Origin of the sequence: Klebsiella sp. EMBS2024 (genome assembly GCF_036233805.1) — a bacterium.
In the GTDB taxonomy this organism is placed as follows: domain Bacteria; phylum Pseudomonadota; class Gammaproteobacteria; order Enterobacterales; family Enterobacteriaceae; genus Klebsiella; species Klebsiella pneumoniae.
This window is the reverse complement of record NZ_JAZARW010000001.1, coordinates 1,992,959-2,017,132: the sequence shown is the minus strand read 5'-3', so window position 1 is coordinate 2,017,132 and position 24,174 is coordinate 1,992,959. Positions and strand designations below refer to the sequence as shown.

Sequence of the window (24,174 nt, the reverse complement as noted above, 5' to 3'; positions counted from 1 at the left end):
GTGCGCGGCCCCGGGGGTGAACGGCGGGGTTCAAACGGGAAAGAGAATGGATATTAAGCAACTCAAGTATTTGATCGCGCTCGATCAGACGCGCCATTTNGGCCAGGCGGCGGCGGCCTGTCATATTACCCAGCCGACGCTCTCCATGCGCATTCGTAACCTGGAAGAGGAGCTGAACCTGACGCTGATCCAGCGCGGCCAACGCTTTGAAGGTTTTACCCCAGAGGGAGAGCGGATCCTGGCCTGGGCGCGGGCGGTGCTGGCCGCTCATGACGGCCTGGCGGCAGAGGCGGCCATCTGTCGCGGGCAGATGGTCGGCCAGCTGCGGGTCGGTATGGTGCCGCTGGCGAGCCTCAATCCGATGCAGTTGATTAGACCCCTGGCGGAGAAATATCCGGCGCTGCAGTTCAGCCTGTTGTCGATGACCTCGGAGCAGATTATCGATGGCGTCAGCCGTAATCAGCTGGATCTGGGGATCTGTTATCTGCAGCATCTGGATGAAGGTCAGTTCAAGATTGCTCGCTTGCCGCAAACCCGGATGGGACTGCTGCACGATAAACGCCATTTCGACTTCAGCGCCGGGACGCCGGGATGGGAGACGCTGGCGACGCTGCCCCTCGGCTTTCTGACCAAGGGGATGTATTACCGGGAATCGATTGAAATCAGCTTTAAGGCCAAAGGGCTAACGCCGGGGTATGTCTTTGAAAGTGATTCGACGTTTCAGATTATCCAGGCGGTGCAGGCGGGGATCTGCTGCGCCATTATGCCGCTTAACAACGGCCTCGAAGCGCTAAGCGATAATCTTGAAATTCTGCCGATCGCCGAAACTCATGTTGATTCACAGCTGGCGCTGATTATGCGCCAGCAGGAACCAGTCTCGACCCTGGCGGAAAAATGCTTCGCCGAGGCGCAGGGGATATTTGGCTGAGGCCGGGCCGCCGACCTGGCGGCTTGTCACTAAAATGCCTAAACGCCCCTCTGATGGGAAAGTGTCAATATAGCCCCGGTGATGCTGGACCGTTGGTAAAAGTGGTATTGCGGCGCCGCTTAATGCTGTCCAGAAGTTACAAGCCTTAATGACAATATTTTATCCCTTCTGCAGTACACATCACAAATATTAACTATGGCAACAGTCGTCATTCACTTAACAAGTAGGGAAACCGTATGGATATGGAAGCAACCGTCATGGAACTCATCATTAACGCCGGTGAGTCCCGCAGTCTGGCGATGCAGGCGCTGCAAGCCGCCAGAAAAGGAGTGTGGCAGGACGTTGATAGGCTGATGCAGGACGCCGCAGATGCCGCAAAACGCGCGCATGATGTACAAACCATGCTTATCGGTATGGATGAGGGCTGTGGCAAAGTACCGGTTAATCTTATTCTGGTACATGCCCAGGATCATATAATGACCTCTATGCTTGCGCGGGAGTTGATCGCGGAGCTTATTGAGGTTCAGCGCCAGCTGCAACATCGCAACTGATAAAATATGTCGCCGCCGGCACCCTCGGCGGCGACCGCCATCAGATATTCTCCAGACGAATGCCCCGCGTTCTCGGGCCGAAGATCCCCACCGACAGCATCACCATCAGCATACTGACGACGATAAAGCTAATTACTCCCGGCGTGCCGGCGTATTGCAGAATAATGCCGATCAGAATGCTGGTCACCGCGGTCGAGAGCCGGCTGAACGAGTAGCAGAAGCCGACGGCGCGGGCGCGAATATGGGTCGGAAAGACCTCGGCCTGGTAGGCGTGGTAGCTGATGGTCAGCCAGGCGTTGGACCAGGTGATCATAAACCCGCAGATCACCAGCAGAATCGGGTTGTTTTGCAGAGCGAACAGGGTGCCGAAGATAACGGTCATCAGCGCGGAGAGGACAATCTGCCACTTGTTTTCAAAGCGATGCACGAAGCGGGTGCAGAACAGGCAGCCCAGCGGATAGGCGAGGGTGATAAAGAAGGCGTACAGCAGGCTATGGGTGATGCTGGCGCCCTGACCGGAGAGCAGCGCCGGCAGCCAGTTGCCAAAGCCGAAGAAACCGATCGCCTGGAAGAAGTTCATCACCATCAGCATCAGGGTGCGCTGCCGATACTGCGGCGCCCAGATTTCGCGGAAGGTGCCGCGTTTGACGACGCTCTGTGCCGCATGCGCATGCTTCGGCGACGGCGTCAGGCCGCAGCGGGCTTCCATCTCACACATCACCGTATGCGCGTCATCATGCCGCCCTTTGCTTTCCAGCCAGCGGGCTGACTCCGGTAGCTTTTTGCGGATAAACCAGATCGCCAGTGAGAACAGTGCGCCAAAGATGATCACCCAGCGCCAGCCGCTGAGGCCGAACAGGGTGGTCGGCACCAGCATCCAGGACATCAGCGCCACCGCCGGAACCGAGAGGAACTGGATGAAGAAGGCAAAGGCAAAGGCTTTATTGCGCAGATGGGTTGGCACCCATTCGCTGAGATAGGTATCAATGGTCACCAGCTCAATGCCGAGGCCGATCCCCACCAGAAAGCGGAAGAAGATCACCCCTTCAGCGCTACTCTGCGTCGCCATCAGCAGCGAAAAAAGACCGTACCAGGCGAGCGCCACCATAAAGGTCAGGCGGCGGCCCAGTTTGTCCGCCAGCGGCGCCAGCAGACTGGCGCCGATAAACAGCCCCATAAAGGTGGCGGAGGCGAAGGCCGCCTGGTCGGCGATGCCGAAGATGCCCGCCTGTCCGGTGTGGAAAATGCCCTCCGCCAGCAGGCCCGCGCTGATATACCCGGTCTGGAAGAGATCGTAGAGCTCAAAGAAGCCGCCAAGTGAGAGCAGGGTAATAAACGACCATAACCCAAATGAGGCGGGCAGCGCATCAATGCGTCCGGTTAAGCTGGCGTGCGGTTGTCCTGGCGAAGCATAGGGCGTTTCGCCGAGAACCTGGGTGGTAGACATGGTGTTGTGTTCNTCAGGAAGAATGGTTTGCCTGCTAATGTTAATTGATTGTTAATAGTTTTAAATTTTTAATCCTTAGCCTTAGCGACATTCTTTAGCGTAAGATCGCGCTGGGGAGACATAAAGATGATATTCATGCTGGTTTTCGCCGCATCCCAGCGACGGAATTGAAGTAAATCACCGCTGACGGCATTTTAGTCGCCTGGCGATGTCACGCTACGCAGGACCCGCGAAAGACAAACTAAACGAATCGTCACCGGCGGCGTTTTCGTGCTTTACCCATCATTACCCCGGGCTATAATGTGCCCACTTTTATTCAGGAGTCATACGTTGGACAGTCACCCTTATTGCGATTTTCCGGCAAGCTAACGCGATCATTTCGCTGCTTGCCATCCCGGCGGGCAGCAATCTCTCAGTTCCGGATTGCCTCCCTCAATAATTTATGCGCCATTGAGCGCGAGAGGCAGCGTTATGTTTATGTTTTCCAGACCCTTATTTCCTCCACCATCATCCACCCGCTAATCGCCCGGCGCGGCTGAGCGCTACATCTGTAATTTTTGGCTTTCTGTTTTCTGGAGGAAGGCGCGATGGTATTTCCTTATATGACACATTTACTCGCGGCAATGTTGTTGGGGGCGCTGATCGGCGCGGAAAGACAGTGGCGACAACGTATGGCCGGTTTACGCACCAATGCCCTGGTGGCCACCGGCGCGGCGGTGTTTATTCTCAGCGCGATGTCGGCCTCGCCGGACAGCCCGGGGCGTATTGCAGCGCAGATCGTCTCCGGTATCGGCTTCCTTGGGGCAGGGGTGATTATGCGTGATGGCATGAACGTCCGCGGCCTCAATACCGCCGCCACGCTGTGGTGTTCGGCCGGGATCGGCGTACTCTGCGGCCTGGGACAGTTCTGGAACGCGACGGCGGCTACGCTGATTATTCTGTGCGCCAATATCCTGCTGCGCGAGGCGGCGCAGCGCATTCATGCCTTGCCGGGGGCCGGTGACGAAGAGAAACGCTATGTCTTACGCGTCACCTGTCTGCGCGAACATGAAAATGCCGTGCGTCAGCTGTTGCTGAATATTGCGCAGCAGCAGCGGTTTACCCTGCAGGGATTGCAGTCGGCGGCGGCGGACACCGCGGACCATCTGGAGATTTGCGCGCAGCTGATTAGCCATAAGCAGCACCAAAAAACGCTGGCGCAAATTATGGCGCAGATGGGCGTTCAGCAGAACGTCACATCGGTGCACTGGCGTGTCGGAGAGGCGTAGGGGCTGGCGGCGGAGCAGCGGAAATGGCCGCTCGTCGCGCGATTCGCCATCCCGCGGGAAAGCGGCTAGAATGGCCTCCTCGCAGGAGGTTATAAGAATGTTAAATAATGGATGTGTACCCTCGGAATCTGGTCCCACAGAGGTGACGGCTGATTTTCGTTTTACCCGCGTGATGGCCGAGCAGGCGGCGCGGGCGCGTCTGACGCTGGACGACGATCAGCTGTCACTCATCGCCCGCCTTGACGCCCTCGGTCAGCAGTTGGTGTCCACGACAGGCAGGCCGCAGGGGGTGTACGTCTGGGGACGTACCGGGCGAGGGAAAAGCTTTATCCTCGACCACTTTTTCGCCAGCCTGCCGCTCGCCGCCAGGCGGCGGGTCCATTTTCATCACTTCTTCCGCGAACTGCACCAGCGGCTGAATGCCCCCGGAGCGCCCGACCTGCAGACGGTGATGAGGCAGATGACATCCGGTTGCCGCCTGCTATGCTTCGACGAATTTCATCTGCACGACCCCGGCGACGCCATGCTGATTAAAGCCTTGCTGGAACACCTCTTTCAACACGGTATCGTGCTGCTGGCCACCTCAAACTACCCGCCGGAGATGCTGCTGCCCAATCCGCTGTATCACGATCGCTTTTTACCGTCGATCGCGCTGATCCGCGCCCATCTAACGGTGGTGGCGCTGAACGGCGAGGAGGATTATCGCGAACGGCATCTGAGCCAGGATAACGCCTTCTGCAGCGGGCGGATGTGGGTTAATCCGAATGCACAACAGCGTCAGCTGTATGACCTGCCGTCGCTGCCTGGCGAACCGGTTTCGCTGACGGTAGGCTATCGCACGCTGCTGGCGGCCGCGGCGTCGCCCGCGTTGCTGCACTTCACCTTTACCCAGCTTTGTCAGGCCGCCACGGCGGTGATGGACTATCTGACGCTCTGCGAAAGCTATGCCGTCTGGCTACTGGACGAGGTGCCGCCATTGGCTACGGTGGGGCCGGCGGCCCAGCAGCGCTTTATCAATGTGATTGATGTGCTGTATGAAAAGCAGATCCGCCTGCTGCTGGTGACCCGCTGCGACCTGGAGACGCTGGTGGCAGGGGTGGAACTGGAGGATATTCAACGAACGCGGAGTCGCCTGCAACAGCTGCCGCGGGCGGTATAAGGAAAACGCCCCGGCGGGAGCCGGGGCGAGAGGATTACAGATCGAAGCGGTCGAGGTTCATCACCTTAGTCCAGGCGGCAACGAAGTCATGCACCAGCTTCTGCTGCCCGTCGGCGCAGGCGTACACTTCCGCCAGGGCGCGCAGTACCGAGTTGGAGCCAAACACCAGATCCACGCGGGTGGCGCTGTACTTCGCTTCGCCGGTTTTACGGTCGCTGCCGGTAAACAGCTCCGCGTTATCATCGGCCGCTTTCCAGACGGTAGCCATATCCAGCAGATTGACGAAGAAGTCATTGCTGAGCACGCCGACGCGGTCGGTAAACACCCCGTGTTTGCTGCCATCGTAGTTCGCGCCCAGTACGCGCAAGCCACCGACCAGCACGGTCATTTCCGGGGCGGTTAGCGTCAGCTGCTGCGCTTTATCGATCAGCAGGGTTTCCGTCGAGACACCGCCTTCGATACGGCGATAGTTGCGGAAGCCATCCGCCAGCGGCTGCAGCAGATCAAACGACTCGACGTCGGTCTGCTCAGGCAGAGCGTCGACGCGGCCTGGGGTAAACGGCACATTGACGCTGACGCCGGCGGCAGCGGCCGCCTGCTCAACGCCGACCACGCCGGCCAGCACGATAATATCGGCCAGCGACGCTTTGCCGGAGGCGCGCTGGATCGCCTGCAGGGTCGGCAGCACCCGGCTGGCGATGGCGTTAACCGGCCAGTCTTTCTGCGGGGCCAGCGCCAGACGCGCGCCGTTAGCGCCGCCGCGTTTATCGCCGCCGCGGAAGGTGGAGGCGGACGCCCAGGCGACCGAGACCAGCTCACTGACCGACAGGCCGGCGCCGGCGATGGCGGTTTTCAGGCTGGCGATATCTTCCGCGCTCGGCTGATGGGTCGCTGCCGGCAGCGGATCCTGCCAAATCAGATCTTCTTTCGGCACTTCCGGCCCGAGGTAACGGGATTTTGGCCCCATATCACGGTGGGTCAGCTTGAACCACGCCCGGGCGAACGCCTCGTTAAAGGCCTGCGGATCGTTGAGGAAGCGGCGGGAGATTTTTTCAAACTCCGGGTCGAAGCGCAGGGTCAGGTCGGTGACCAGCATGGTCGGTTTGCGCTTTTTCTCCGGGTTAAACGGATCTGGGATAATCTCCGGCGCGTCTTTGGCTTCGAACTGGATCGCGCCAGCCGGGCTGCGGGTCTGCACCCATTCGTATTTGAACAGGTTTTCGAAAAAGTAGTTGCTCCACTGGGTGGGCGTCTGCGTCCAGACCACTTCCAGACCGGAGGTGATGGCGTCCGCGCCTGCGCCGCTGCCGTAGCTGGAGTGCCAGCCCAGACCCTGCGCTTCCAGCGGCGCGGCTTCTGGCTCGGCGCCGACGTGGCTGGTTTCTGCGGCGCCGTGGGTTTTGCCCAGCGTATGGCCGCCGGCGATCAGCGCGACGATCTCTTCATCGTCCATCGCCATATTGCCGAAGGTGGCGCGAATGGCCGCCGCGGCGGACAGCGGCTCGCCGCTGGCGTTCGGACCTTCCGGGTTGACATAAATCAGACCCATTTCGGTGGCGCCGATGGCCTGTTTCGCCAGGCTTTCCGGATGACGGTGGGCCAGCCACTCTTTCTCATCGCCCCAGTCGACGTCGAGATCCGGTTCCCAGACGTCTTCGCGACCGGCGCCAAAGCCAAAGGTGCGGAAGCCGGCGTTTTCCAGAGCGACGTTACCCGCCAGCATGTAAAGGTCGGCCCAGGAGATTTTCTGGCCATATTTCTGTTTCACCGGCCACAGCAGACGGCGGGCCTTATCGAGGCTGACGTTGTCAGGCCAGGAGTTCAGGGGGGCAAAGCGCTGCTGTCCACGACCTGCGCCGCCGCGACCGTCAACGGTGCGGTAGGTGCCGGCGCCGTGCCAGGCCATACGAATAAACAAGCCAATATAGCTACCCCAGTCTGCCGGCCACCACTCTTGCGAATCGGTCAGCAGCGCTCTGAGATCAGCCTTCAGCGCGGAGTAATCGAGCTTTTTAAACTCTTCCCTGTAGTTAAAATTCTCACCCAACGGGTTGGAGCGATTGGAGTGCTGGTTTAACAGATCGACACGCAGCTGGTTCGGCCACCAGTCGCGGTTGGCGGTGCCGCTGCCGGCGCTCTGTTTTGGCGTCTCGGCGTGGAAAGGGCACTTCCCGGCGGATGCATTGTTGGATGGGTCGTTAGACGTGCTCATATCAGGCTCCGTTTGCTTTTGTGAATGCCGTTACGATATACACTGCTACCAATAAGCGATATTTGAATGAATCTACGGATTTAATAGCTATTTCCGTTCAATGAAGGGTTAGGCAACCCCCTGGTGGGACCGTGTCGGCCTGGAGATTGAGATTAACCTCATTAGTAACCATAGCCGTAACGAGGCGGCAAAGGAAACGATTCGCGTCAAGCTGGGCGAAGGAATGCTAATTGTTTGAGATATGACAAGTTTTACTACGAATCTCGCATTAGCGCTGCCAGTAGGGCGGCGATCCAAACACGTCGGCAAAATAGTCAATCACTGTCCGCACGTTGAGAGAGGGATGGCGGGTATAAGGATAAATCGCCGCGATATACGATGGCGTGTGGCTGATGGCCGCCGAATAGCGATCCATCAGCGTGACTAATGTCCCGTTGTGCAGCGCCCCGCTGACCATCCAGTCGGGAAATAACACGATCCCCATCCCGCCGATGGCTGAAGTGAGCAGGGCATCGGCATTGTTCGAGGTCATGAGCGGGGTCAACGGATAGTGCACCCATGCCTCTTCGCGCTGGCGAAACAGCCAGCGGTTGGCTCCCTGCGAACCGCCATACACCAGCGTGCGATGTTGATGCAATGCCTCCGGCGAAGTCGGGCTGCCGTACCGTGAAACATACTCCGGGGAGGCGGTCAGGTAATAGCGCTGGCTGCCAAACACTCTGGCGTGATAGCCCGCGTCCGGCAGGCTGCTGATGCGAAAAAGGATATCCGTCGCATCGCGATGGGGATCGATAAAATCGTCGGTCAGCATCAGGTCAAACTGCAGTTTGGGATGCCGGGCCGCCAGTTCCGGAAGCCAGGGGGCGATATGACGCTGACCAAAATAGACCGGCGCATTGATCCGCACCAGTCCGCCGGGGACCTGTGCCCGATCCTGTAACGCCCGTTGCGCGTCGGCGTACTGTCCCAGCAGTTCGCGGGCGGACGCTGCGAAAAAGCGTCCTGCTTCGGTCGGTACCACGGCACGGGTGTTGCGGTAGAACAGCTGCTGCCCGAGGGCATCTTCCAGCTGCTGGATGGTTCGCGAGATCAGCGAGGGAGAGACCCCTTCGCGGCGGGCCACTACGGAAAAACTCTGGTTATCGTAAACCGCGATGAAAAGCTGAAGGGCGCGAAAATCGACGCTGCTGGCATCGGCCATCTGTGCAATTCCTGCAATAGTGTTTTCTGCATTATACCGTTTATCGCATCAGCACGCTGTTTTATCCTCAGCCGCCTGTTGTACAGAGGAGGCGCAGTAATGGCGTTATTATTCATTTTATTAGTGATTGCCGGCGGCATGGGATTATCGGTCGAGGCCGGCCTGCTGGGGCCGCTGGCGAGCCAGGTGGGGGATCTGTGGGCAACCATGAGCATCTTTGGGATTGGCGCAGTGTTAACCTTTTTTCTGATGCTCTTTTTCAGCCCGCGTAGCAGCCCGTCGTTCTTTTCTCTGCCCGGCTGGCAACTCACCGGCGGTCTGTTGGGGGCGGGGTACGTGGTGATCTTGACCATGGCGACGCCGGTGATTGGTATTGCCATGACCATGATCGGCATCCTGGCGGGTCAGGTGGCGAAAAGCCTGGCGATCGACCATTACGGGTTATTCGGCAGCCCACGGCGCAAAATCGATCCGCGACGCGCCGTGGCGCTGGGGTTGATTATGGCGGCGTTACTGCTGGTGGCCCTGGGTTAAGGAGTAAAAATGAGTACGCTGATAATTATTCTGGCGCTGTGCGGCGGCGCATTGCTTAGCATTCAGGCGGCGATAAACGGCCGTCTTGGCAGCCAGGTGGGGGTGCTGCGCAGCGCCTTTTTAACCTTTGCCACCGGCGCGCTGGTGACCGGATTACTGATCCTGTTTTTTGCTCCGGCGACGTCGGTAACGCTACTACAGGTGCCTAAGTGGCAGCTGCTGGGCGCTTTTTGCGGTGTGCCCTACATCGTCATTATGGTGCTGGCGGTGCAGCGGATAGGCACCGCGACGGCCACCGTGGCGGTGATCTTTGGCCAGCTGACGATGAGCTTGCTAATCGACAACTTTGGCTGGCTGGGCAACAGCACGATGGCGTTCTCGCCTGCGCGACTGGCGGCGGTGATATGCCTGGCCCTGGCGCTGTACTTAATCTATACCTCAGGGAAGTCGGCTGCCTCCGACAAGGCGGCCCGCGCAGAACAGTGAGCCGCGCCGACGCGTCGGGCAACGTGAATACAGTCTGACGCGTCACGGGCAAGGTTAAGAATAACGATCCCTCTAACATGCTGAAACATTTCTGCCAGATCATTAGCAACCTTTCAGTAGGGCTGACGCTGCGATAAGGCTATGCTTCCCGGCCGTTACGCCGTTGGCTTTTCCAGTGATTCAGGTGATGTACCGCTAATGCCCCTTTTGAGAGATGAAATTCGCGACCACTCCGCGGAAGAGATGCTGTTTATCCGCCGGGCCGCAATTGCTTTTCTGCTGGTGGTGGTCTGCTTTGGCGTGCTGATCGTTAACCTCTACCATCTGCAGGTTGAGCAGCACGATTTTTACCAGACCCGGTCAAACCAGAACGACATCAAAATGCTGCCCATCGCCCCCAGCCGCGGGCTGATATTCGATCGCAACGGCATTCCGCTGGTGCAGAATATCACCCTGTATCGCCTGCAGGTGATCCCGAGCAAAATTCCCGATATGGCCGCGCTGTTGCAGCAGCTGACGCCTATCGTCGACCTGACGCCGGACGACATCGCCAGCTTTCGCGACGATATGCACCACACCAGCCGCTACAAAGCGGTCACCCTCAAGTCAGACCTCAGCGATGTGGAGGTGGCCCGCTTCGCGGTCAACGAATTCCGTTTCCCCGGCGTGACGGTGGAGAGCTACCAACAACGGGAATACCCCTACGGCGCAGAGCTGGCGCACGTGGTGGGCTATGTGTCGAAAATCAACGACAGCGATCTGCAGCGGCTGGCGAAAAACGGCGAAGAGGAGAACTACGCCGCCGACCGCAATATCGGTAAGCAGGGCATCGAGGGCTATTATGAAAAAGCGCTCCACGGCACCACCGGCTATCAGGAAGTGGAGGTGGATAACCACGGCCGGGTGGTGCGTCTACTGAAAGAGGTGCCGCCTGTGGCCGGGAAAAACCTCTATCTGACCCTCGACCTGCACCTGCAGCAGTATATTGAGTCGGTGCTGAAGGGGCAGCGCGCGGCGGTGGTGGTGGTCGATCCCCGGGATGGCGGCGTGCTGGCGATGGTCTCCAGCCCCAGCTACGATCCTAATCCGTTCGTCAAAGGTATCGGCTATCAGGCCTATAAATCGCTGCTGGAGAATCCGGACCGGCCGCTGATCAACCGCGTCACCCAGGGGCTATATCCTCCGGCTTCGACGGTCAAACCCTATATGGCGCTGTCGGCGCTCTCCGCTGGGGTCATCACCCCGAACACCACCTTCTTCGGGGCGCCGACGTGGACGCTGCCGGGCACGCAACGCCGCTACCGCGACTGGCTGAAAACCGGCCACGGCATGCTCAACGTGACTAAAGCCATCGAAGAGTCAGCGGACACCTTTTTCTATCAGGTCGCCTTCGAGATGGGCATTGACCGGATCCATGAATGGCTGAGCAAGTTCGGCTACGGCCAGTCCACCGGCATCGACCTTAATGAGGAGTACGCCGGGGTGCTGCCCAGCCGGGAGTGGAAACAGCGGGTGCATAAAAAGCCCTGGTATCAGGGGGACACCATCTCGGTCGGCATCGGCCAGGGGTACTGGATCGCCACCCCGATCCAGATGGTGAAGGCGCTTACCACTCTGCTGAACAATGGTAAAGTACAGGATCCGCATCTGCTCTATTCGATGAAGCAGGGCAACCATGTGGAACGTTATCAGCAGCCGGCGAACCTGCCGCAGGTGGGTGACCCGAAATCCCCGTACTGGGGCATTGTGCGCAACGGCATGTATGGGATGGCGAATCAGCCCAACGGCACCGGCTATAAGCTGTTTCATACTGCGCCGTATCAGATCGCGGCGAAGTCCGGGACCTCGCAGGTCTTTAGCCTGAAGCAAAACCAGACCTATAACGCCAAAATGATCCCGGTGCGTCTGCGCGACCATATCTTCTACACCCTGTTTGCCCCTTATCAGCATCCGAAGGTGGCGATGGCGCTGATTCTGGAGAACGGCGGCGGGGATGGGGTGGTAGCCGGACCGACGGCGCGCGCCATCCTGGACCATATTTTTGTCCCGCAGCAGGCATCTTCGGCGGCAGCCGATGTGCCGCAGCGTGATAGCGCCGATGCCCAGTAAGCGACAGGACTTATTCCGCAGGCGCATCGTCCATAGTAATTGGTTATTTGTCCCATCGTCTTCCCGGCGGCATAGTGTTTTACGGGAACATGACCCGGAGCGAGGAGGAAAGGTGACACGTAACCGATTACTGCTGGTCCAGACCGGCACGCCGCCGACGGCCATTCGCCAGGCGCATGGCGATCTGCCGCGCTGGTTTCGCACGCTGCTGGCGCCGTGGCAGACGCAGCTCACCACGGTGCGGGTGTTTGAAGATGAACCGCTGCCGACGCCGGATAACCAGACCATAGCGGTGCTAACCGGCTCGTGGGCGATGGTGACCGATCGTCTGGCGTGGAGCGAACGGACCGCCGACTGGATCCGGCAGGCGGTGGCTATCGACATGCCGCTGTTCGGCGTTTGCTATGGTCATCAGCTGATGGCCCATGCCCTGGGGGGCGAGGTGGCGTATCATCCTGGCGGGCGGGAAAGCGGCAGCCAAACCATTACGCTGTCGCCATGGGGTGTCGATGATCCGCTGCTGAGCGGCCTGCCGGCTACATTTCCTGCGCATCTGAGCCATTTGCAAACCGTGACTCGTCTGCCGGAAGGGGCCACGGTGCTGGCCGCGTCCGCCCACGATCCCCACCAGATTGTGCGCTATGGGCCGCACGCGGTCTCTACGCAATTTCACCCGGAATTTACCGCGCCGATAGCCCGTTCGCTGATCCGCCACCGGGAGGCGGTGCTGCAGGCGGAAGGTATTGACGCGCAGCGGTTACACGACGAGGTGCAGGAGAGCCCGCAGGGCGCGGCGATCCTTACGCGCTTCGTCAGCGCCTTTCTGACCCCGGATGCCCCCGGCAATTAATCCCCTGTCGTGAACAGCACCTGCCAGCGGCGACGCCGGCGGGTCATTTCGCGTGCCAGATCGGCCACCTCTGCAACGCGCAGCGCGTCAACCGCCTGCGGCGTTAGCTCTGGTAAACCATACTCCTGACGCAGGGCGGACAGCGCCCGCGCCTCTGGCGGCCTGCTGGCGCGGATCTGAGCGGCCAGGCGCTGCTGTAGCGGTCTGAAGGTCGCCTCATCCATGGGGGCCAGCTGGCGCAGAAAGTCTTTACCACAGCGCAGCAATTCCCCGGCGCGGCGATCCGGGGACTGGAGCGCCATCAGCAGCCCGTCGCGATCGGCGACCCGCTGATAGCGGCAGCTCACCACATAGCCAATCTGCTGCTCCACCCGCAGGCGCTGGAAAAATAGCGGCTCACAATGCTGCGCCAGCAGCCGCAGGGCCGCCAGCGAGGCGCCATCCGGCAGCGGAATAAAGACCAGCAGCGCTGTATCGCCTCCCGGATAAACCAGACGTTCGACGCCGCGGCGGCAGGGCGCCGGAGCGGGCATCGGCGGATTAACCGGGGCGGTAATCAGGCTCAGCTGACGCGCTACCCACTGCGCATCTTCTGCGCTGCCGCCGGCCAGGGCCGCCAGCCAACCTTCCTGATGCCCGGATGTACCCAGCCGTTCGGGGAGTTGAGCCATGAGATGACGGATAGCGATACTATCCGGCGGTGGGGTCAGCGAGGCGACCGGGAGCGCGAGCTGCCGCAGGATGGCCTGCAGGATCGCCTCCGGCCGTCGGCCTGGCTCCGGCAGCTGGAGGGTCAACTGCCAGCTGCCGTCGAACAGATGCCACTCGCCGTGTCCCCCGGCATGGCGCAGGGCGGCAAGCAGTGGGCGCAGCTGTTCCCCACGCGCCAGTCCTTCGGCCTGATCGGGCGAGCAGTAGAAGGGCGGTCGCAGCAGGAGCCTCGGCGGCTCTTCCGGTAACGGGAGATGGAGCAGCGGCGCGGCTTTCTCCGGGCATTTGGCAACGAGATCGCCAGCGGCCTGCGGATAAAAAGCGAACCCCAGCGCCGGGTCAGACTCAGGGCGGCGGCGCCAGCGGCTAAGCGGCAGGCTAAAGCCCTGGGTGGCAACAGGCTCCCCTGGGGAAACGGTTTGACAGGCCAGGCTGACCGACGGGGCGGCCTGCAGGGCGGCGCAAAAATCGGCGAACCCGGCGGGCGGCGCGCCGGGGGCAAAGCCGAATGCCCGCTGGCGCAGCTGATCGAGAGGCGACAGCGCCTGAAAGCGGCGGCGGGATAGCTGATAGTAGTGTTGCTGCTGCTCAGGCGTCGTTTGCTGTAGCGCCTGCAGCCAGTGGGTTATCTGCCGGTCGACCTCTTCCGGCCGGTCGCTGGCGAAGACCAGCGCCAGCCAGCCGAGGTGCCGATCCTGATACAGCCAGTTCAGCGCCACATCCCCGGCCANCCGGCGCTGGCGCAGGCTGGCCATCAGGCTGCCGGGGGCTTCATCCAGCAAAAACTCGCGCAGTAACGTGACGTTGTCACTTAAAGCGATCAGCGGGCAGCGCCACAGCGCGGGCTGGCTGGAGACCGCCAGCTGCAGTGCAGTGAACTCGCCCAGGCGCAGCGGCGGCGCCGGCGGCGGAGGCTCGCCTGCGGCAAGCCCGGCGGNGAAACGGGCCGCCAGCTCGCCGAGCGCCTCCAGCGACTGCGGTCCCTGCAGCCAGAGCTGCATTCGCCGGGCGACGTAATGGGTGCGGTGAAAATCGCCTAAGGCGGCCTGCAGCGCAGCGAGATCGCCCGCCAGCGCGTCGGCGCTGCCTACCTGAAAGCGGCGAAACGCCGCGGGCGCGCTGGCGGCGTGGCGCACCGCGGCTTCCCGGCGCGATGGCTCATGCTGCTGGATCAGGCGGTACTCGGCGTCAATCACCGCCACTTCGCGCTGAATATCTTCCCTGAGCAGCAGCGGGGCCTGCAGCATCTCCTGTAGACGCGCGACGCCATCAGCCAGAGCATCGGCGGCAACCTCGAAAAAGAACGCGCTATGGCGAGCCAGGGTGGTGGCATTCACGCTTCCGCCCTGGCGCTGCACCCAGCCCATCAGTCGGTCATCATCCTGGTAGCGCTCTCCGCCGTAAAACAGCAGGTGTTCCAGCAGGTGCGCCAGCCCAGGGAAGCGCGACGGTTCGTGGTGGCTGCCGGCGGCGACCCGCGCCAGGGCAGCCGCGCGATCCGCCTGCGGCTGATGGACCAGGGTGGCCTGCAGGCCGCCCGGCAAAATGACGGTGCGGGTCGCCAGCGTCATTACAGGTCCCGGGTTTGGTAGATCAGCTGCGAGCGGGTACGGTTGCGGAACTGCAGCTGGCTGACTTTTATGTCGCTGCAGGCCGCTTCGCGCCTGGCCTCGAGGATTTTGTGATGATGCGGGGATTTGCTGCACACCGGGTCGGCGTTATCGGCGCTGCCGGTCAGCATAAAGGCCTGGCAGCGGCAGCCGCCGAAGTCCTTCTCTTTTTCATCACAGGAGCGGCACGGCTCCGGCATCCAGTCATACCCGCGGTAGCGATTGAAGCCGAATGAGTCATACCAGATCGATTCCAGACTCTGCTCCAGCACCGACGGAAATGCCACCGGCAGCTGGCGCGCGCTGTGGCAAGGCAGGGCGGTGCCTTCCGGGGTGACGCTGAGGAAAATCGATCCCCAGCCGCCCATGCAGCCTTTCGGCCGCTCTTCGTAATAGTCCGGGGTGACGAACAGCAGGTTGGTGAGGTTGCCGCTGGCGGCCATTTTCTGCCGGTAGTCAGCGACCACCTGCTCGGCGCGGGCGATCTGTTCCCGGGTCGGCAGCAGCCCTTCGCGATTAAGAAACGCCCACCCGTAGAACTGGCAGGTGGCCAGCTCAACGTCATCGGCTTCCAGCTCAATGCACAGCTCGATAATTTTATCGAGCTGGTCGATGTTGTGCCGGTGGAGAACGAAGTTGAGCACCATCGGGTAGTCGCGCGCTTTCACGGCTTTGGCCATGGTCAGCTTCTGCTGGAAGGCTTTTTTGTTGCCGGCCAGCGCGGCGTTGAGCACTTCATCGCTGGCCTGGAAGCTAATCTGGATATGGTCCAGCCCGGCCTCGCTGAAGGCGTCCAGTTTGCTCTCCGTCAGCCCTATCCCGGAGGTGATCAGGTTGGTATAGAACCCGAGGTCGCGCGCGGCGCGGATCAGCTCCGGCAGATCTTTACGGGTCAGCGGCTCGCCGCCGGAAAAGCCCAGCTGAACGCTGCCCATCGCCCGCGCCTGGCGAAAGACCTCGATCCATTGTTCGGTGGTCAGCTCCTTATCCTGCCGGGCGAAGTCCAGCGGATTGGAACAGTAGGGACACTGCAGCGGGCAGCGGTAGGTCAGCTCCGCCAGCAGCCACAGCGGCGGATTGACGGTGGGTTTACTCTGGTTCACGGCAGGTGATCCACTTCTGTTGACAGGCGATCTGCAGGAACTCGATGACGTCGTCATCGACGCCGCCGGCTTCCGGGAAACGTTCATTAAGCATGGCGATAATCGCCGCGACGTCGCGCCGGCCATCGACCAGCTCGAGGATCGCCGCGGCGGTCTCATTGAGTTTGGCCATACCCTCCGGATAGAGGATCACATGGCTCTCCTGGGCGGCTTCCCACTGCAGTCGGTAGCCGCGACGAAAGGCAACGATGGACGTTTTCTGCATGATTACACCAGTCGGGTCGTGTGCCAGGCCGCCTTGTCGGTGACCGTGTGATAGGGTGGGCGCTGCAGGGCATAGGCCATGGTCATGGCATCGAGCATCGACCACAGAATGTCGAGCTTAAACTGCAGGATCTCCAGCATCCGGTTCTGTTTTTCAGCGCTGTCGCAGTAGGCCTTCGCCAGCGCCAGGCCATGCTCAACGTCGCGATTGGCCTGGCTCAGACGACTGCGGAAGTAAAAGTAGCCTTCCTCTTTGATCCATGGATAGTGCTGCGGCCAGCTGTCGAGGCGCGACTGATGGATCTGCGGGGCGAACAGCTCGGTCAGGGAGCTGCAGGCCGCCTCCTGCCAGCAGGCGCGACGGGCGAAATTAAGATAGGCATCCACCGCGAAGCGCACACCGGGCAGCACGTGACGCTCGCTGAGCAGATCGTCGCGGCTCAAACCGACCGCTTCCCCCAGCCGCAGCCAGGCTTCAATCCCGCCGTCCTCGCCGTGGCTGCCGTCGTGGTCGAGGATCCGCTGCACCCATTTGCGCCGGGTCTGCGCATCCGGGCAGTTGGCCATAATCGCCGCGTCTTTCAGCGGAATAGTGGTCTGGTAATAAAACCGGTTCGCCACCCAACCCTGAATTTGCTCGCGGGTCGCGTCGCCGTTATGCATGGCGATGTGGTAAGGGTGGTGAATATGGTAGAAGGCGCCTTTAGCCCGCAGAGCCTCTTCAAAGGCCTGCGGCGACAGCGTGTCAGTGATCAACATGCGGTATCCTGAAGGGTGATTGCCATCCCGTCCCAGCTCACTTCGATCCCCTGTTGCGTTAGCGCCTGGCGCTGGGGAGACTGCTCGTTAAGGATCGGGTTGGTGTTATTAATATGAATGAGAATTTTGCGTTTTGCCGGCAGGGAGGCCAGCAGGGCCATCATCCCGTGCTCATCGCCGAGCGCCAGGTGGCCCATATCGCGGCCGGTATTGCGCCCGACGCCGGCGGCCTGCAGCTCGTCATCCTGCCAGACGGTGCCATCGATCAGCAGACAGTCCGCTTTTTGCAGCCACGGCAGAAGGGTTTCATCCGGCTCACCCAGCCCCGGGGCATAGAACAGCGTCTGCCCGTTGCGGCGGTTTTCGATAAACAGCGCCACGTTATGACCCGGCAGCGGCCGGTCGCGATACGGCGAATAGGGCGGCGCGTTGCTGGCGATAGGCACCGCGGTAAACTGCAAATCAGGACAGGCGTGAACGGTAAAAGGCTGCTGCGGAGCGATGGGATGATGCACCAGGCCGCCGTTCCAGTGCCGCAGCATGGTAAACACCGGGAAGCCGGTGGAGAGATCCTCATGAACCTCCGGGGTGCACCAGACCTGATGTGGGCAGCCTTCCCGCAGGCTCAGCAACCCGGTGGTGTGGTCGATCTGGCTGTCGGTGAGAATAATGCCGCCGATATGCGTTCCGCGCAGTACGCCGGCTTTATTTAACTCGGGGGTATGGGCAATCTGCTGGCTGATATCCGGCGAGGCGTTGCACAGCACCCACTCTTTACCGTTGTCGCTGACGATAATTGACGACTGGGTGCGGGGGGCAGCCTGANTGGTGCCATCGCGCAGACCCTGACAGTTGGCGCAGTTGCAGTTCCATTGCGGGAAACCGCCGCCGGCGGCGGAACCGAGGACTTTAATGAACATGAAGACGGACCGGGTAATGAATGAAGGTGCCCGCGCGAACGGCGGGCGGGGCGATTAACGGTTAGAAATGTACAGCGTCACTTCCAGACCGAGACGTAAATCGATAAAAGCAGGTTTCTTCCACATGTTTTGTTCCTCTTAAAAATGACTACAGGCCTCACGGATAATGGTGGATCTGTGACGGCTGCCGCATATTGCGCTTCACCGGGAGAGAGATCAACCCGGAATCTGTAAGGAATTAACTTTATGTTTACAATATAACCTATTGTTGCCAAACATTTTTTAATACCCGTAGCCAGTTACGCCACAGCAGCTTATCCAGCACCAATTGATCATAGCCGCTAGCGCGCAACGTATTGATAAGCCGCGGTAAGCCGGCCACATCGCCCAGCTCGTCCGGCAGGGTGATGCCGTCAAAATCCGAGCCAAGGGCCACATGATCCTCACCCATTATGTTAATAAGATAGTCGATATGCCGGACAATGGTGGTTAAGGGCGTGTCGCTATCGCGCCGGCCGTCGGCGCGCAGGAAAGCATTGCCGAAATTGACGCCCACCACGCCGCCGCTGTCGCGGATCGCCCGCAGTTGCTGGTCGGTCAGATTGCGCGGCTGCGGGCACAGGGCGTGGGCATTGGAGTGGGTGGCCACCAGCGGTGACGTTGAGTGATGGGCGGTATCCCAGAACGCTTTTTCATTCATATGAGACACGTCCATCTGCATCTTCAAGGCATTGACCTGCTTAATCAGATCGATACCTGCCGCTGTCAGTCCAGGCCCAGTGTCCGGGCTACCGGGAAACGAACCGTTAACGCCGCTGCCGAAGCGGTTCGCAATATTCCAGAACGGACCAATGCTGCGGACCCCGGCGGCATAAAAGGCCTGCAGGTCGCGGCCCTCGCCATCAAAACCTCCGGCACCCTCAATATGCGCCACCATCGCCAGTACCTTATCCTCGCGGCAGCGTTCGATATCCGCCGCGCTCAGACACAATCTCAAGCGTCCAGCGGAGTGGGCGATAAGTTGCTTCAGGATAGCCAGTTGCTGCCAGAGGATATCGATCGGATCCCATCGTTGGCTGGCGTATTGCGGCGTCATACGGGCAATATATTCCTGCGGTGGCACGAATAGCGCGAATAGCCCGCCGGCAAATCCGCCTTGCAGCATGCGCGGATAGTCGAGATGGCCGTTCTCTATCCCGGCAAAGAAGGCGCTCACCGGATCCGCGCGATGGTGAAGCCAGAGATTCAGCAGCAGGTCATTGTGACCATCAAAAATCGCCATAGCGGGTTCCTGCGTTCTCAAGTGGTGAAAAATGCCTGCCACGGTAACGGATTTATCTCCCGGGGCAAGCATAAATTCACATGCCCGCAACAATTGCCAACCTCGACTTTGTATCACACTGTATCTCGCGGCGCAGCGCTGACATTAAGAGATAAAAATGGCCCCGGTCGGGCACATGGCGGATACAAATTTCCGCTTTACTGGTCACGTACTCTCTTGATGACGATAAAAGGTGAGAAAACGATGAACAGATTATCCCTTGTCCGCTATACCAGCGCCGTGGCGCTGGGGTTATCCACCCTGTGGTCCGCCGCCGTTTGCGCCGCTGAAGACGCGGGGGCGTTCGACAAGATCCAGCAGATCCGCGCCGGCGACCTGAATATTGGCTACGTGGATATCGGCCCACGCGACGGCCAGCCGGTGATCCTGCTGCACGGCTGGCCCTACGACATTCAGAGCTATGCCCAGGTGGCGCCGGCTCTAGCGCAGAAGGGTTACCGGGTGATCGTGCCGTATCTGCGTGGCTACGGCACGACCCGTTTCCTCTCCGCCAGCACGCCGCGTAACGGTCAGCCGTCGGCGATGGCGGCCGATATTGTCCATCTGATGGACGCCCTTAACATCAGGCAGGCGGATCTGGCCGGTTTTGACTGNGGCGCGCGCACGGCGGATATCGTCGCCGCGCTGTGGCCGCAGCGGGTGAAATCCCTGGTCTCGGTGAGCNGGTATCTGATCAGCAGTCAGCAGATTGGCGAAAAACCGCTGCCGCCGCAGGCTGAGCTGTCGTGGTGGTATCAATTCTATTTTGCCACCCCGCGTGGGGAGGCCGGTTACCGGCAAAACACCCACGACTTTGCGAAATTTATCTGGCATCAGGCGTCGCCGCAGTGGCAATTCAGCGACGCGACCTTTGCCAAAACCGCCCGGGCGCTGGATAACCCGGACCATGTGGCGATCACCATCAGCAACTACCGCTGGCGCCTGGGGCTGGAGAAAGGGGAAGCGGAGTATGCCGGCTATGAACAACGGCTGGCGGCGCTACCGCCGATAACCGTGCCCACCATCACCCTGGAAGGGGCGAATAACGGCGCGCCGCATCCGGCTCCCGCCAGCTACCGTGCCAAATTTACCGGTAAATATGAGCACCGGGATCTGCCGGGAGCGGTGGGCCATAACCCGCCGCAGGAGGATCCGACGGCGTTTGTGCAGGCGGTGGTGGACGCCGATCGTTTGTAACCCGCGCCTTGCCGGCGGCGCGACGTTGCGCTTCCGGCAACACGGCTTATGCTTGTGAAGAGTTTATTTTGCCGCAGGAGCAGCCTTTGGAGCGTATTGACCACATCCTGGTCGTCGACGACGACCGCGACATCCGGGAACTGATTGTCGACTATCTGGAAAAATCGGGATATCGCGCCAGCGGCGCGGCGAACGGCAAAGCCATGTGGTCGGTACTCAAAAACCATCAAATTGACCTGATTGTGCTGGATATTATGATGCCGGGCGAGGATGGCTTAACGCTCTGTCGCCAGCTGCGCGCTAACCCGCAGCAGGATATCCCGGTGCTGATGCTCACCGCCCGCACCGATGACAGCGACCGGATCCTCGGCCTGGAAATGGGGGCTGACGATTATCTGATTAAGCCCTTTGTGGCCCGCGAACTGCTGGCGCGCATCAAAGCCATTTTACGCCGCACCCGGGCGCTGCCGCCGAACCTGCAGATCACCGAGGCGGGCAGGCTGATCGTCTTTGGCGACTGGCTGCTCGATACCGCCGCCCGTCATCTGCTGGACGACAGCGGCGCCATCGTCGCCCTCAGCGGGGCGGAGTATCGGCTGCTGCGGGTGTTTCTCGACCATCCCCAGCGGGTGCTGAACCGCGATCAGCTGCTCAATCTGACCCAGGGACGCGACGCGGAACTGTTTGAGCGGTCAATTGACCTGCTGGTGAGCCGACTGCGCCAGCGGCTACGGGAGGATGCTCGCGAGCCGGCCTACATTAAAACGGTGCGCAGCGAAGGCTATGTGCTGTCGGTACCGGTCTCCATTCGCGAGAGGCATGAATGAGGTTCTGGCCCGCCTCGCTGCAGTCGAGGCTGATGGCGCTGCTGTTTCTGGCGCTGCTGCTGGCGAATACCTTAACCCTGTCGCTGCTGTTTTATGAGCGTATGAGCAGCGCTCGCAGCGTGATGCTGGGCAATCTGGCTTCCGATGTCGCCACCAGCGTGGCGATCCTTGACCGCCTGCCGGCCGCTGAGCGCCCACAATGGCTGCCGAAGCTGGCGCGCGGCAATTATCGCTATCTGCTGGACGCCGGGGAGCGCGGCGATTACCCGGCCAGCTGGCGCGCCCGGGACGCGGCCCGCTCCCTGCAGGAGGCGCTGAGCGCGCAGTATCCGGTAAGTATTGTGGCGATCCCCGGCCCGCGGCAGCATATTCAGGCCCATATTACCCTTCACGACGGCGCGCCGTTGACCCTCGACCTGTGGCCGAAACTACCGGCCATCGCCCGCTGGCTGCCGGTGGTGCTGATCGCTCAGTTTGTCCTCCTGCTGGCCTGCGCCTGGTACGCGGTTCGCCAGGTATTGCTGCCCATCTCCCGCTTTACCCACGCGGTAAATGCCTTGGAGCCGGCCAGCGACACGGCGGGAACTATGGCCGAGCAGGGGCCGGAGGAGGTGCGTCGCGCCGCCCGCGCGTTTAACGCGATGCAGGCGCGCATCCACGATCATCTGCAGGAGCGAGCGCGGATCCTTGCCGCCATCTCCCACGATCTGCAAACCCCGATAACCCGAATGAAGCTGCGGGTGGAGATGGCCGACCAGCCGGAACTGCGCGATAAGCTACTGCAGGATCTCGACAATATGACCCGTCTGGTGCGGGAGGGCATCGCCTTCGCCCGCACCTCGCAGCCGCTGGAGGAGGCGCGACAGCGGCTGAATCTCGATGCGTTTCTCGACACCATCGTCTGCGATTATGCCGATGTCGGCCGGCCGGTCCAGTTTTGTCCCGAAGAGACCGCCGGGGTGGTGTGGATCCCGCCGCAGGCTCTGCGACGGGTGATGACCAATCTTATCGATAACGCCTTGAAATTCGGTACGACGGCCACGGTAACCCTGACCCGTGACGCCGTGGGGGATATCACCCTTCATGTGCTGGATGAGGGGCCGGGGATCCCCGAGGCCTCGCTGCAGGAGGTGCTGCAGCCATTTTATCGCCTGGAGGACTCGCGCAATCGCGATACCGGCGGCACCGGCCTGGGGCTGGCGATCGCCGCGCAGCTGGTCAGCCAGATGGACGGCGCGCTGCGCCTGGCCAACCGCCCGCAGGGCGGCCTGGACGCCAGTGTTCGCCTTGCCGCGGCGGGATTGTATCCTGCTGTATCTCCGGGTAAGACGGATAACTAAGCCGACAATTCTCCCCCTTTCCCGACACATTCGCCTTACATGGCCTTGCTGTAATGTCGTGGCTGCCACTCTCGGCAGCGACGGCATAATGAGGAGAAGGCGATGTCGATATTAATTGCATTTTTGGGCGGGATGTTAACCCTGCTGAGCCCCTGTACACTGCCGGTGATCCCGCTGCTGTTCGCCAGCGTCCGGGGCCGCCGGGGGCAGCTGGCGATCATGCTGGCAGGAATGGCGCTGATGTTCGGCGCTGTCTCCTGGCTGGTGACGGTCGCCAGCGGCTGGGTGGTGAATCTGACCCTCGCAGGCCGCGGTCTGGCGCTGGCGTTCTTCGCCCTGGTCGGGCTGAGTCTGCTTTCGCAACGCGTCGCGCAACGGCTGACCTCACCCCTGGTAGCGTTGGGGAATCAGCTTAACGATGCCAGTTCACGCCAGCGCGGCTGGATCGGTTCTCTGCTGGCCGGGCTGGCGGTGGGCCTGCTGTGGGCGCCGTGCGCCGGGCCGGTATTGGGGGCGATACTTAGCCTGGGCTTTGTGCATCCGGGGCAGGCGACTACCGGCGGCTTGCTGCTGGCCTACGGCAGCGGCGGGGCGCTGATGTTATTCCTGCTGGGGTGGTGCGGGGCGGCGTTGATCGCCAGATTGCGTCGCGGACAGGCGTTCGGCGAACGGCTGCGCCGGTTGGCAGGGGGGGCAATGCTGGCCTCGGTGGCGCTGATCGCTAGCGGCGGCGATCGCTATCTGCAAAGCGCTGGTGGACTGAGCCAGGCGCTGGAGCAGCGGCTGGCCGCCCGTCTGCCGCAGCCGGAGCAAAAGACCAGCCTCCAGCCGATCGCCGCGCCGCAGCCCAGTAGCGCGATGCCCTCTCTGGCGGGGGGCAGCGCATGGATCAACAGCCCGGCGTTAACTCCGGAGCGTCTGAAGGGCAAAGTGGTGCTGGTGGATTTCTGGACCCGGGAGTGTATCAACTGTCAGCATACCCTGCCTTACGTGCGCGACTGGGCGAACAAATACCGCGCGGCGGGCCTGGTGGTGATTGGCGTTCATACCCCGGAATATCCCTGGGAGCGTTCGTTGCCCCTGCTGCGCCAGGCGGTGAAGGACTGGCGGATAACCTACCCGGTGGTGGCGGATAATGAGTACGCCATCTGGAACGCCTTCGGCAATCAGTACTGGCCGGCGCATTACATTTTCGACGCTCGCGGGCAGCTGCGTTATACCGCCTTCGGCGAAGGGGATTATGCCCGCCAGGAGCAGGTGATCCAGCAGCTGCTGCAGGAGAGCAAAGCCTGACCCGCGGCGCAGGCGTCTGGCGGACGGAACCCTCCAGCCCTTATACCCATTGCCGGGCGGCGCTGCGCTTGCCCGGCCTACATC

At 61.1% G+C, this 24,174-nt stretch carries 22 protein-coding genes; 12 read left to right on the top strand and 10 right to left on the bottom strand.

Annotation, left to right across the window (positions count from 1 at the left end):
• Nucleotides 1-46 precede the first annotated feature (46 nt).
• Nucleotides 47-928 (top strand): LysR family transcriptional regulator, encoded by an 882-nt coding sequence (locus tag VZP09_RS09120; RefSeq protein WP_328795065.1) that lies wholly within the window; start codon nt 47-49, stop codon nt 926-928.
• A gap of 236 nt (nt 929-1,164) precedes the next feature.
• Entirely contained in the window at nt 1,165-1,479 is a 315-nt protein-coding gene (locus tag VZP09_RS09115; RefSeq protein ID WP_004180041.1) for a PTS lactose/cellobiose transporter subunit IIA, read from the top strand.
• Nucleotides 1,480-1,519: 40 nt separating this feature from the next.
• Here VZP09_RS09115 and VZP09_RS09110 read toward each other — a convergent pair whose 3' ends face one another.
• On the bottom strand, nt 1,520-2,926 hold the full coding sequence (locus tag VZP09_RS09110) for an MFS transporter (RefSeq protein ID WP_004180040.1): 1,407 nt from the start codon (nt 2,924-2,926) through the stop codon (nt 1,520-1,522).
• A 587-nt stretch (nt 2,927-3,513) separates the two neighbouring features.
• Between VZP09_RS09110 and VZP09_RS09105 the strand changes: the two genes are divergently transcribed.
• On the top strand, nt 3,514-4,194 hold the full coding sequence (locus tag VZP09_RS09105) for an MgtC family protein (protein WP_002906011.1): 681 nt from the start codon (nt 3,514-3,516) through the stop codon (nt 4,192-4,194).
• Nucleotides 4,195-4,291: 97 nt separating this feature from the next.
• On the top strand, nt 4,292-5,353 hold the full coding sequence (gene zapE / locus VZP09_RS09100; RefSeq protein ID WP_004153572.1) for a cell division protein ZapE: 1,062 nt from the start codon (nt 4,292-4,294) through the stop codon (nt 5,351-5,353).
• 34 nt (nt 5,354-5,387) lie between these two features.
• Here the strand turns inward: zapE and katG are convergent, their stop codons facing one another.
• Nucleotides 5,388-7,565 (bottom strand): catalase/peroxidase HPI, encoded by a 2,178-nt coding sequence (gene katG, locus VZP09_RS09095; RefSeq protein ID WP_004176050.1) that lies wholly within the window; start codon nt 7,563-7,565, stop codon nt 5,388-5,390.
• Nucleotides 7,566-7,833: 268 nt separating this feature from the next.
• Entirely contained in the window at nt 7,834-8,766 is a 933-nt protein-coding gene (locus VZP09_RS09090) for a LysR family transcriptional regulator (protein ID WP_016530119.1), read from the bottom strand.
• Between the two features lie 99 nt (nt 8,767-8,865).
• On the opposite strand from VZP09_RS09090, the gene VZP09_RS09085 reads away from it, so the two are divergent.
• The 4 genes from VZP09_RS09085 to VZP09_RS09070 all read left to right on the top strand — a co-directional run bounded on the left by VZP09_RS09085 (nt 8,866) and on the right by VZP09_RS09070 (nt 12,745).
• Entirely contained in the window at nt 8,866-9,300 is a 435-nt protein-coding gene (locus tag VZP09_RS09085; RefSeq protein WP_040211367.1) for a DMT family transporter, read from the top strand.
• 9 nt (nt 9,301-9,309) lie between these two features.
• On the top strand, nt 9,310-9,786 hold the full coding sequence (locus VZP09_RS09080) for a DMT family transporter (protein WP_032435253.1): 477 nt from the start codon (nt 9,310-9,312) through the stop codon (nt 9,784-9,786).
• Between the two features lie 198 nt (nt 9,787-9,984).
• On the top strand, nt 9,985-11,895 hold the full coding sequence (gene mrdA, locus VZP09_RS09075; protein WP_002905759.1) for a penicillin-binding protein 2: 1,911 nt from the start codon (nt 9,985-9,987) through the stop codon (nt 11,893-11,895).
• Nucleotides 11,896-12,007: 112 nt separating this feature from the next.
• On the top strand, nt 12,008-12,745 hold the full coding sequence (locus VZP09_RS09070) for a glutamine amidotransferase (protein WP_040211365.1): 738 nt from the start codon (nt 12,008-12,010) through the stop codon (nt 12,743-12,745).
• On the opposite strand, the gene pqqF is transcribed toward VZP09_RS09070, so the two are convergent.
• From pqqF to VZP09_RS09035, 7 genes are all read right to left on the bottom strand, one after another.
• A complete protein-coding gene (gene pqqF / locus VZP09_RS09065; protein WP_328795063.1) occupies nt 12,742-15,027 on the bottom strand; it encodes a pyrroloquinoline quinone biosynthesis protein PqqF in 2,286 nt (761 codons plus the stop codon). The genes VZP09_RS09070 and pqqF overlap by 4 nt on opposite strands.
• Nucleotides 15,027-16,169 carry a pyrroloquinoline quinone biosynthesis protein PqqE gene (gene pqqE / locus VZP09_RS09060; protein ID WP_015958461.1) on the bottom strand — a complete coding sequence of 381 codons (1,143 nt, stop codon included), beginning with the start codon at nt 16,167-16,169 and terminating at the stop codon, nt 15,027-15,029. Before pqqE ends, pqqF begins: the two co-directional genes overlap by 1 nt.
• A complete protein-coding gene (gene pqqD / locus VZP09_RS09055; protein WP_004143686.1) occupies nt 16,156-16,434 on the bottom strand; it encodes a pyrroloquinoline quinone biosynthesis peptide chaperone PqqD in 279 nt (92 codons plus the stop codon). The genes pqqE and pqqD overlap by 14 nt, the downstream gene beginning before the upstream one ends.
• Before the next feature lie 2 nt (nt 16,435-16,436).
• Nucleotides 16,437-17,192: a pyrroloquinoline-quinone synthase PqqC gene (gene pqqC / locus VZP09_RS09050; RefSeq protein ID WP_004143685.1), complete on the bottom strand. Its 756-nt coding sequence runs from the start codon at nt 17,190-17,192 to the stop codon at nt 16,437-16,439.
• Nucleotides 17,186-18,112 carry a pyrroloquinoline quinone biosynthesis protein PqqB gene (gene pqqB / locus VZP09_RS09045; RefSeq protein ID WP_328795062.1) on the bottom strand — a complete coding sequence of 309 codons (927 nt, stop codon included), beginning with the start codon at nt 18,110-18,112 and terminating at the stop codon, nt 17,186-17,188. The genes pqqC and pqqB overlap by 7 nt, the downstream gene beginning before the upstream one ends.
• Before the next feature lie 54 nt (nt 18,113-18,166).
• On the bottom strand, nt 18,167-18,238 hold the full coding sequence (gene pqqA / locus VZP09_RS09040) for a pyrroloquinoline quinone precursor peptide PqqA (RefSeq protein ID WP_002905689.1): 72 nt from the start codon (nt 18,236-18,238) through the stop codon (nt 18,167-18,169).
• 136 nt (nt 18,239-18,374) lie between these two features.
• Nucleotides 18,375-19,394 carry a dipeptidase gene (locus VZP09_RS09035; RefSeq protein WP_004184157.1) on the bottom strand — a complete coding sequence of 340 codons (1,020 nt, stop codon included), beginning with the start codon at nt 19,392-19,394 and terminating at the stop codon, nt 18,375-18,377.
• Between the two features lie 243 nt (nt 19,395-19,637).
• Here VZP09_RS09035 and VZP09_RS09030 point away from each other — a divergent pair, with 243 nt between their 5' ends.
• The 4 genes from VZP09_RS09030 to VZP09_RS09015 all read left to right on the top strand — a co-directional run bounded on the left by VZP09_RS09030 (nt 19,638) and on the right by VZP09_RS09015 (nt 24,090).
• Complete coding sequence (locus VZP09_RS09030) at nt 19,638-20,630, top strand: alpha/beta fold hydrolase (RefSeq protein ID WP_328795061.1); 993 nt, start codon at nt 19,638-19,640, stop codon at nt 20,628-20,630.
• An 86-nt stretch (nt 20,631-20,716) separates the two neighbouring features.
• On the top strand, nt 20,717-21,457 hold the full coding sequence (locus VZP09_RS09025) for a response regulator (protein WP_004176065.1): 741 nt from the start codon (nt 20,717-20,719) through the stop codon (nt 21,455-21,457).
• On the top strand, nt 21,454-22,797 hold the full coding sequence (locus tag VZP09_RS09020; RefSeq protein WP_040211359.1) for an ATP-binding protein: 1,344 nt from the start codon (nt 21,454-21,456) through the stop codon (nt 22,795-22,797). Before VZP09_RS09025 ends, VZP09_RS09020 begins: the two co-directional genes overlap by 4 nt.
• A gap of 102 nt (nt 22,798-22,899) precedes the next feature.
• The gene (locus tag VZP09_RS09015; protein WP_004184155.1) at nt 22,900-24,090 is read left to right on the top strand and encodes a cytochrome c biogenesis protein/redoxin; all 1,191 of its coding nucleotides are present in this window, start codon (nt 22,900-22,902) and stop codon (nt 24,088-24,090) included.
• Nucleotides 24,091-24,174 lie beyond the last annotated feature (84 nt).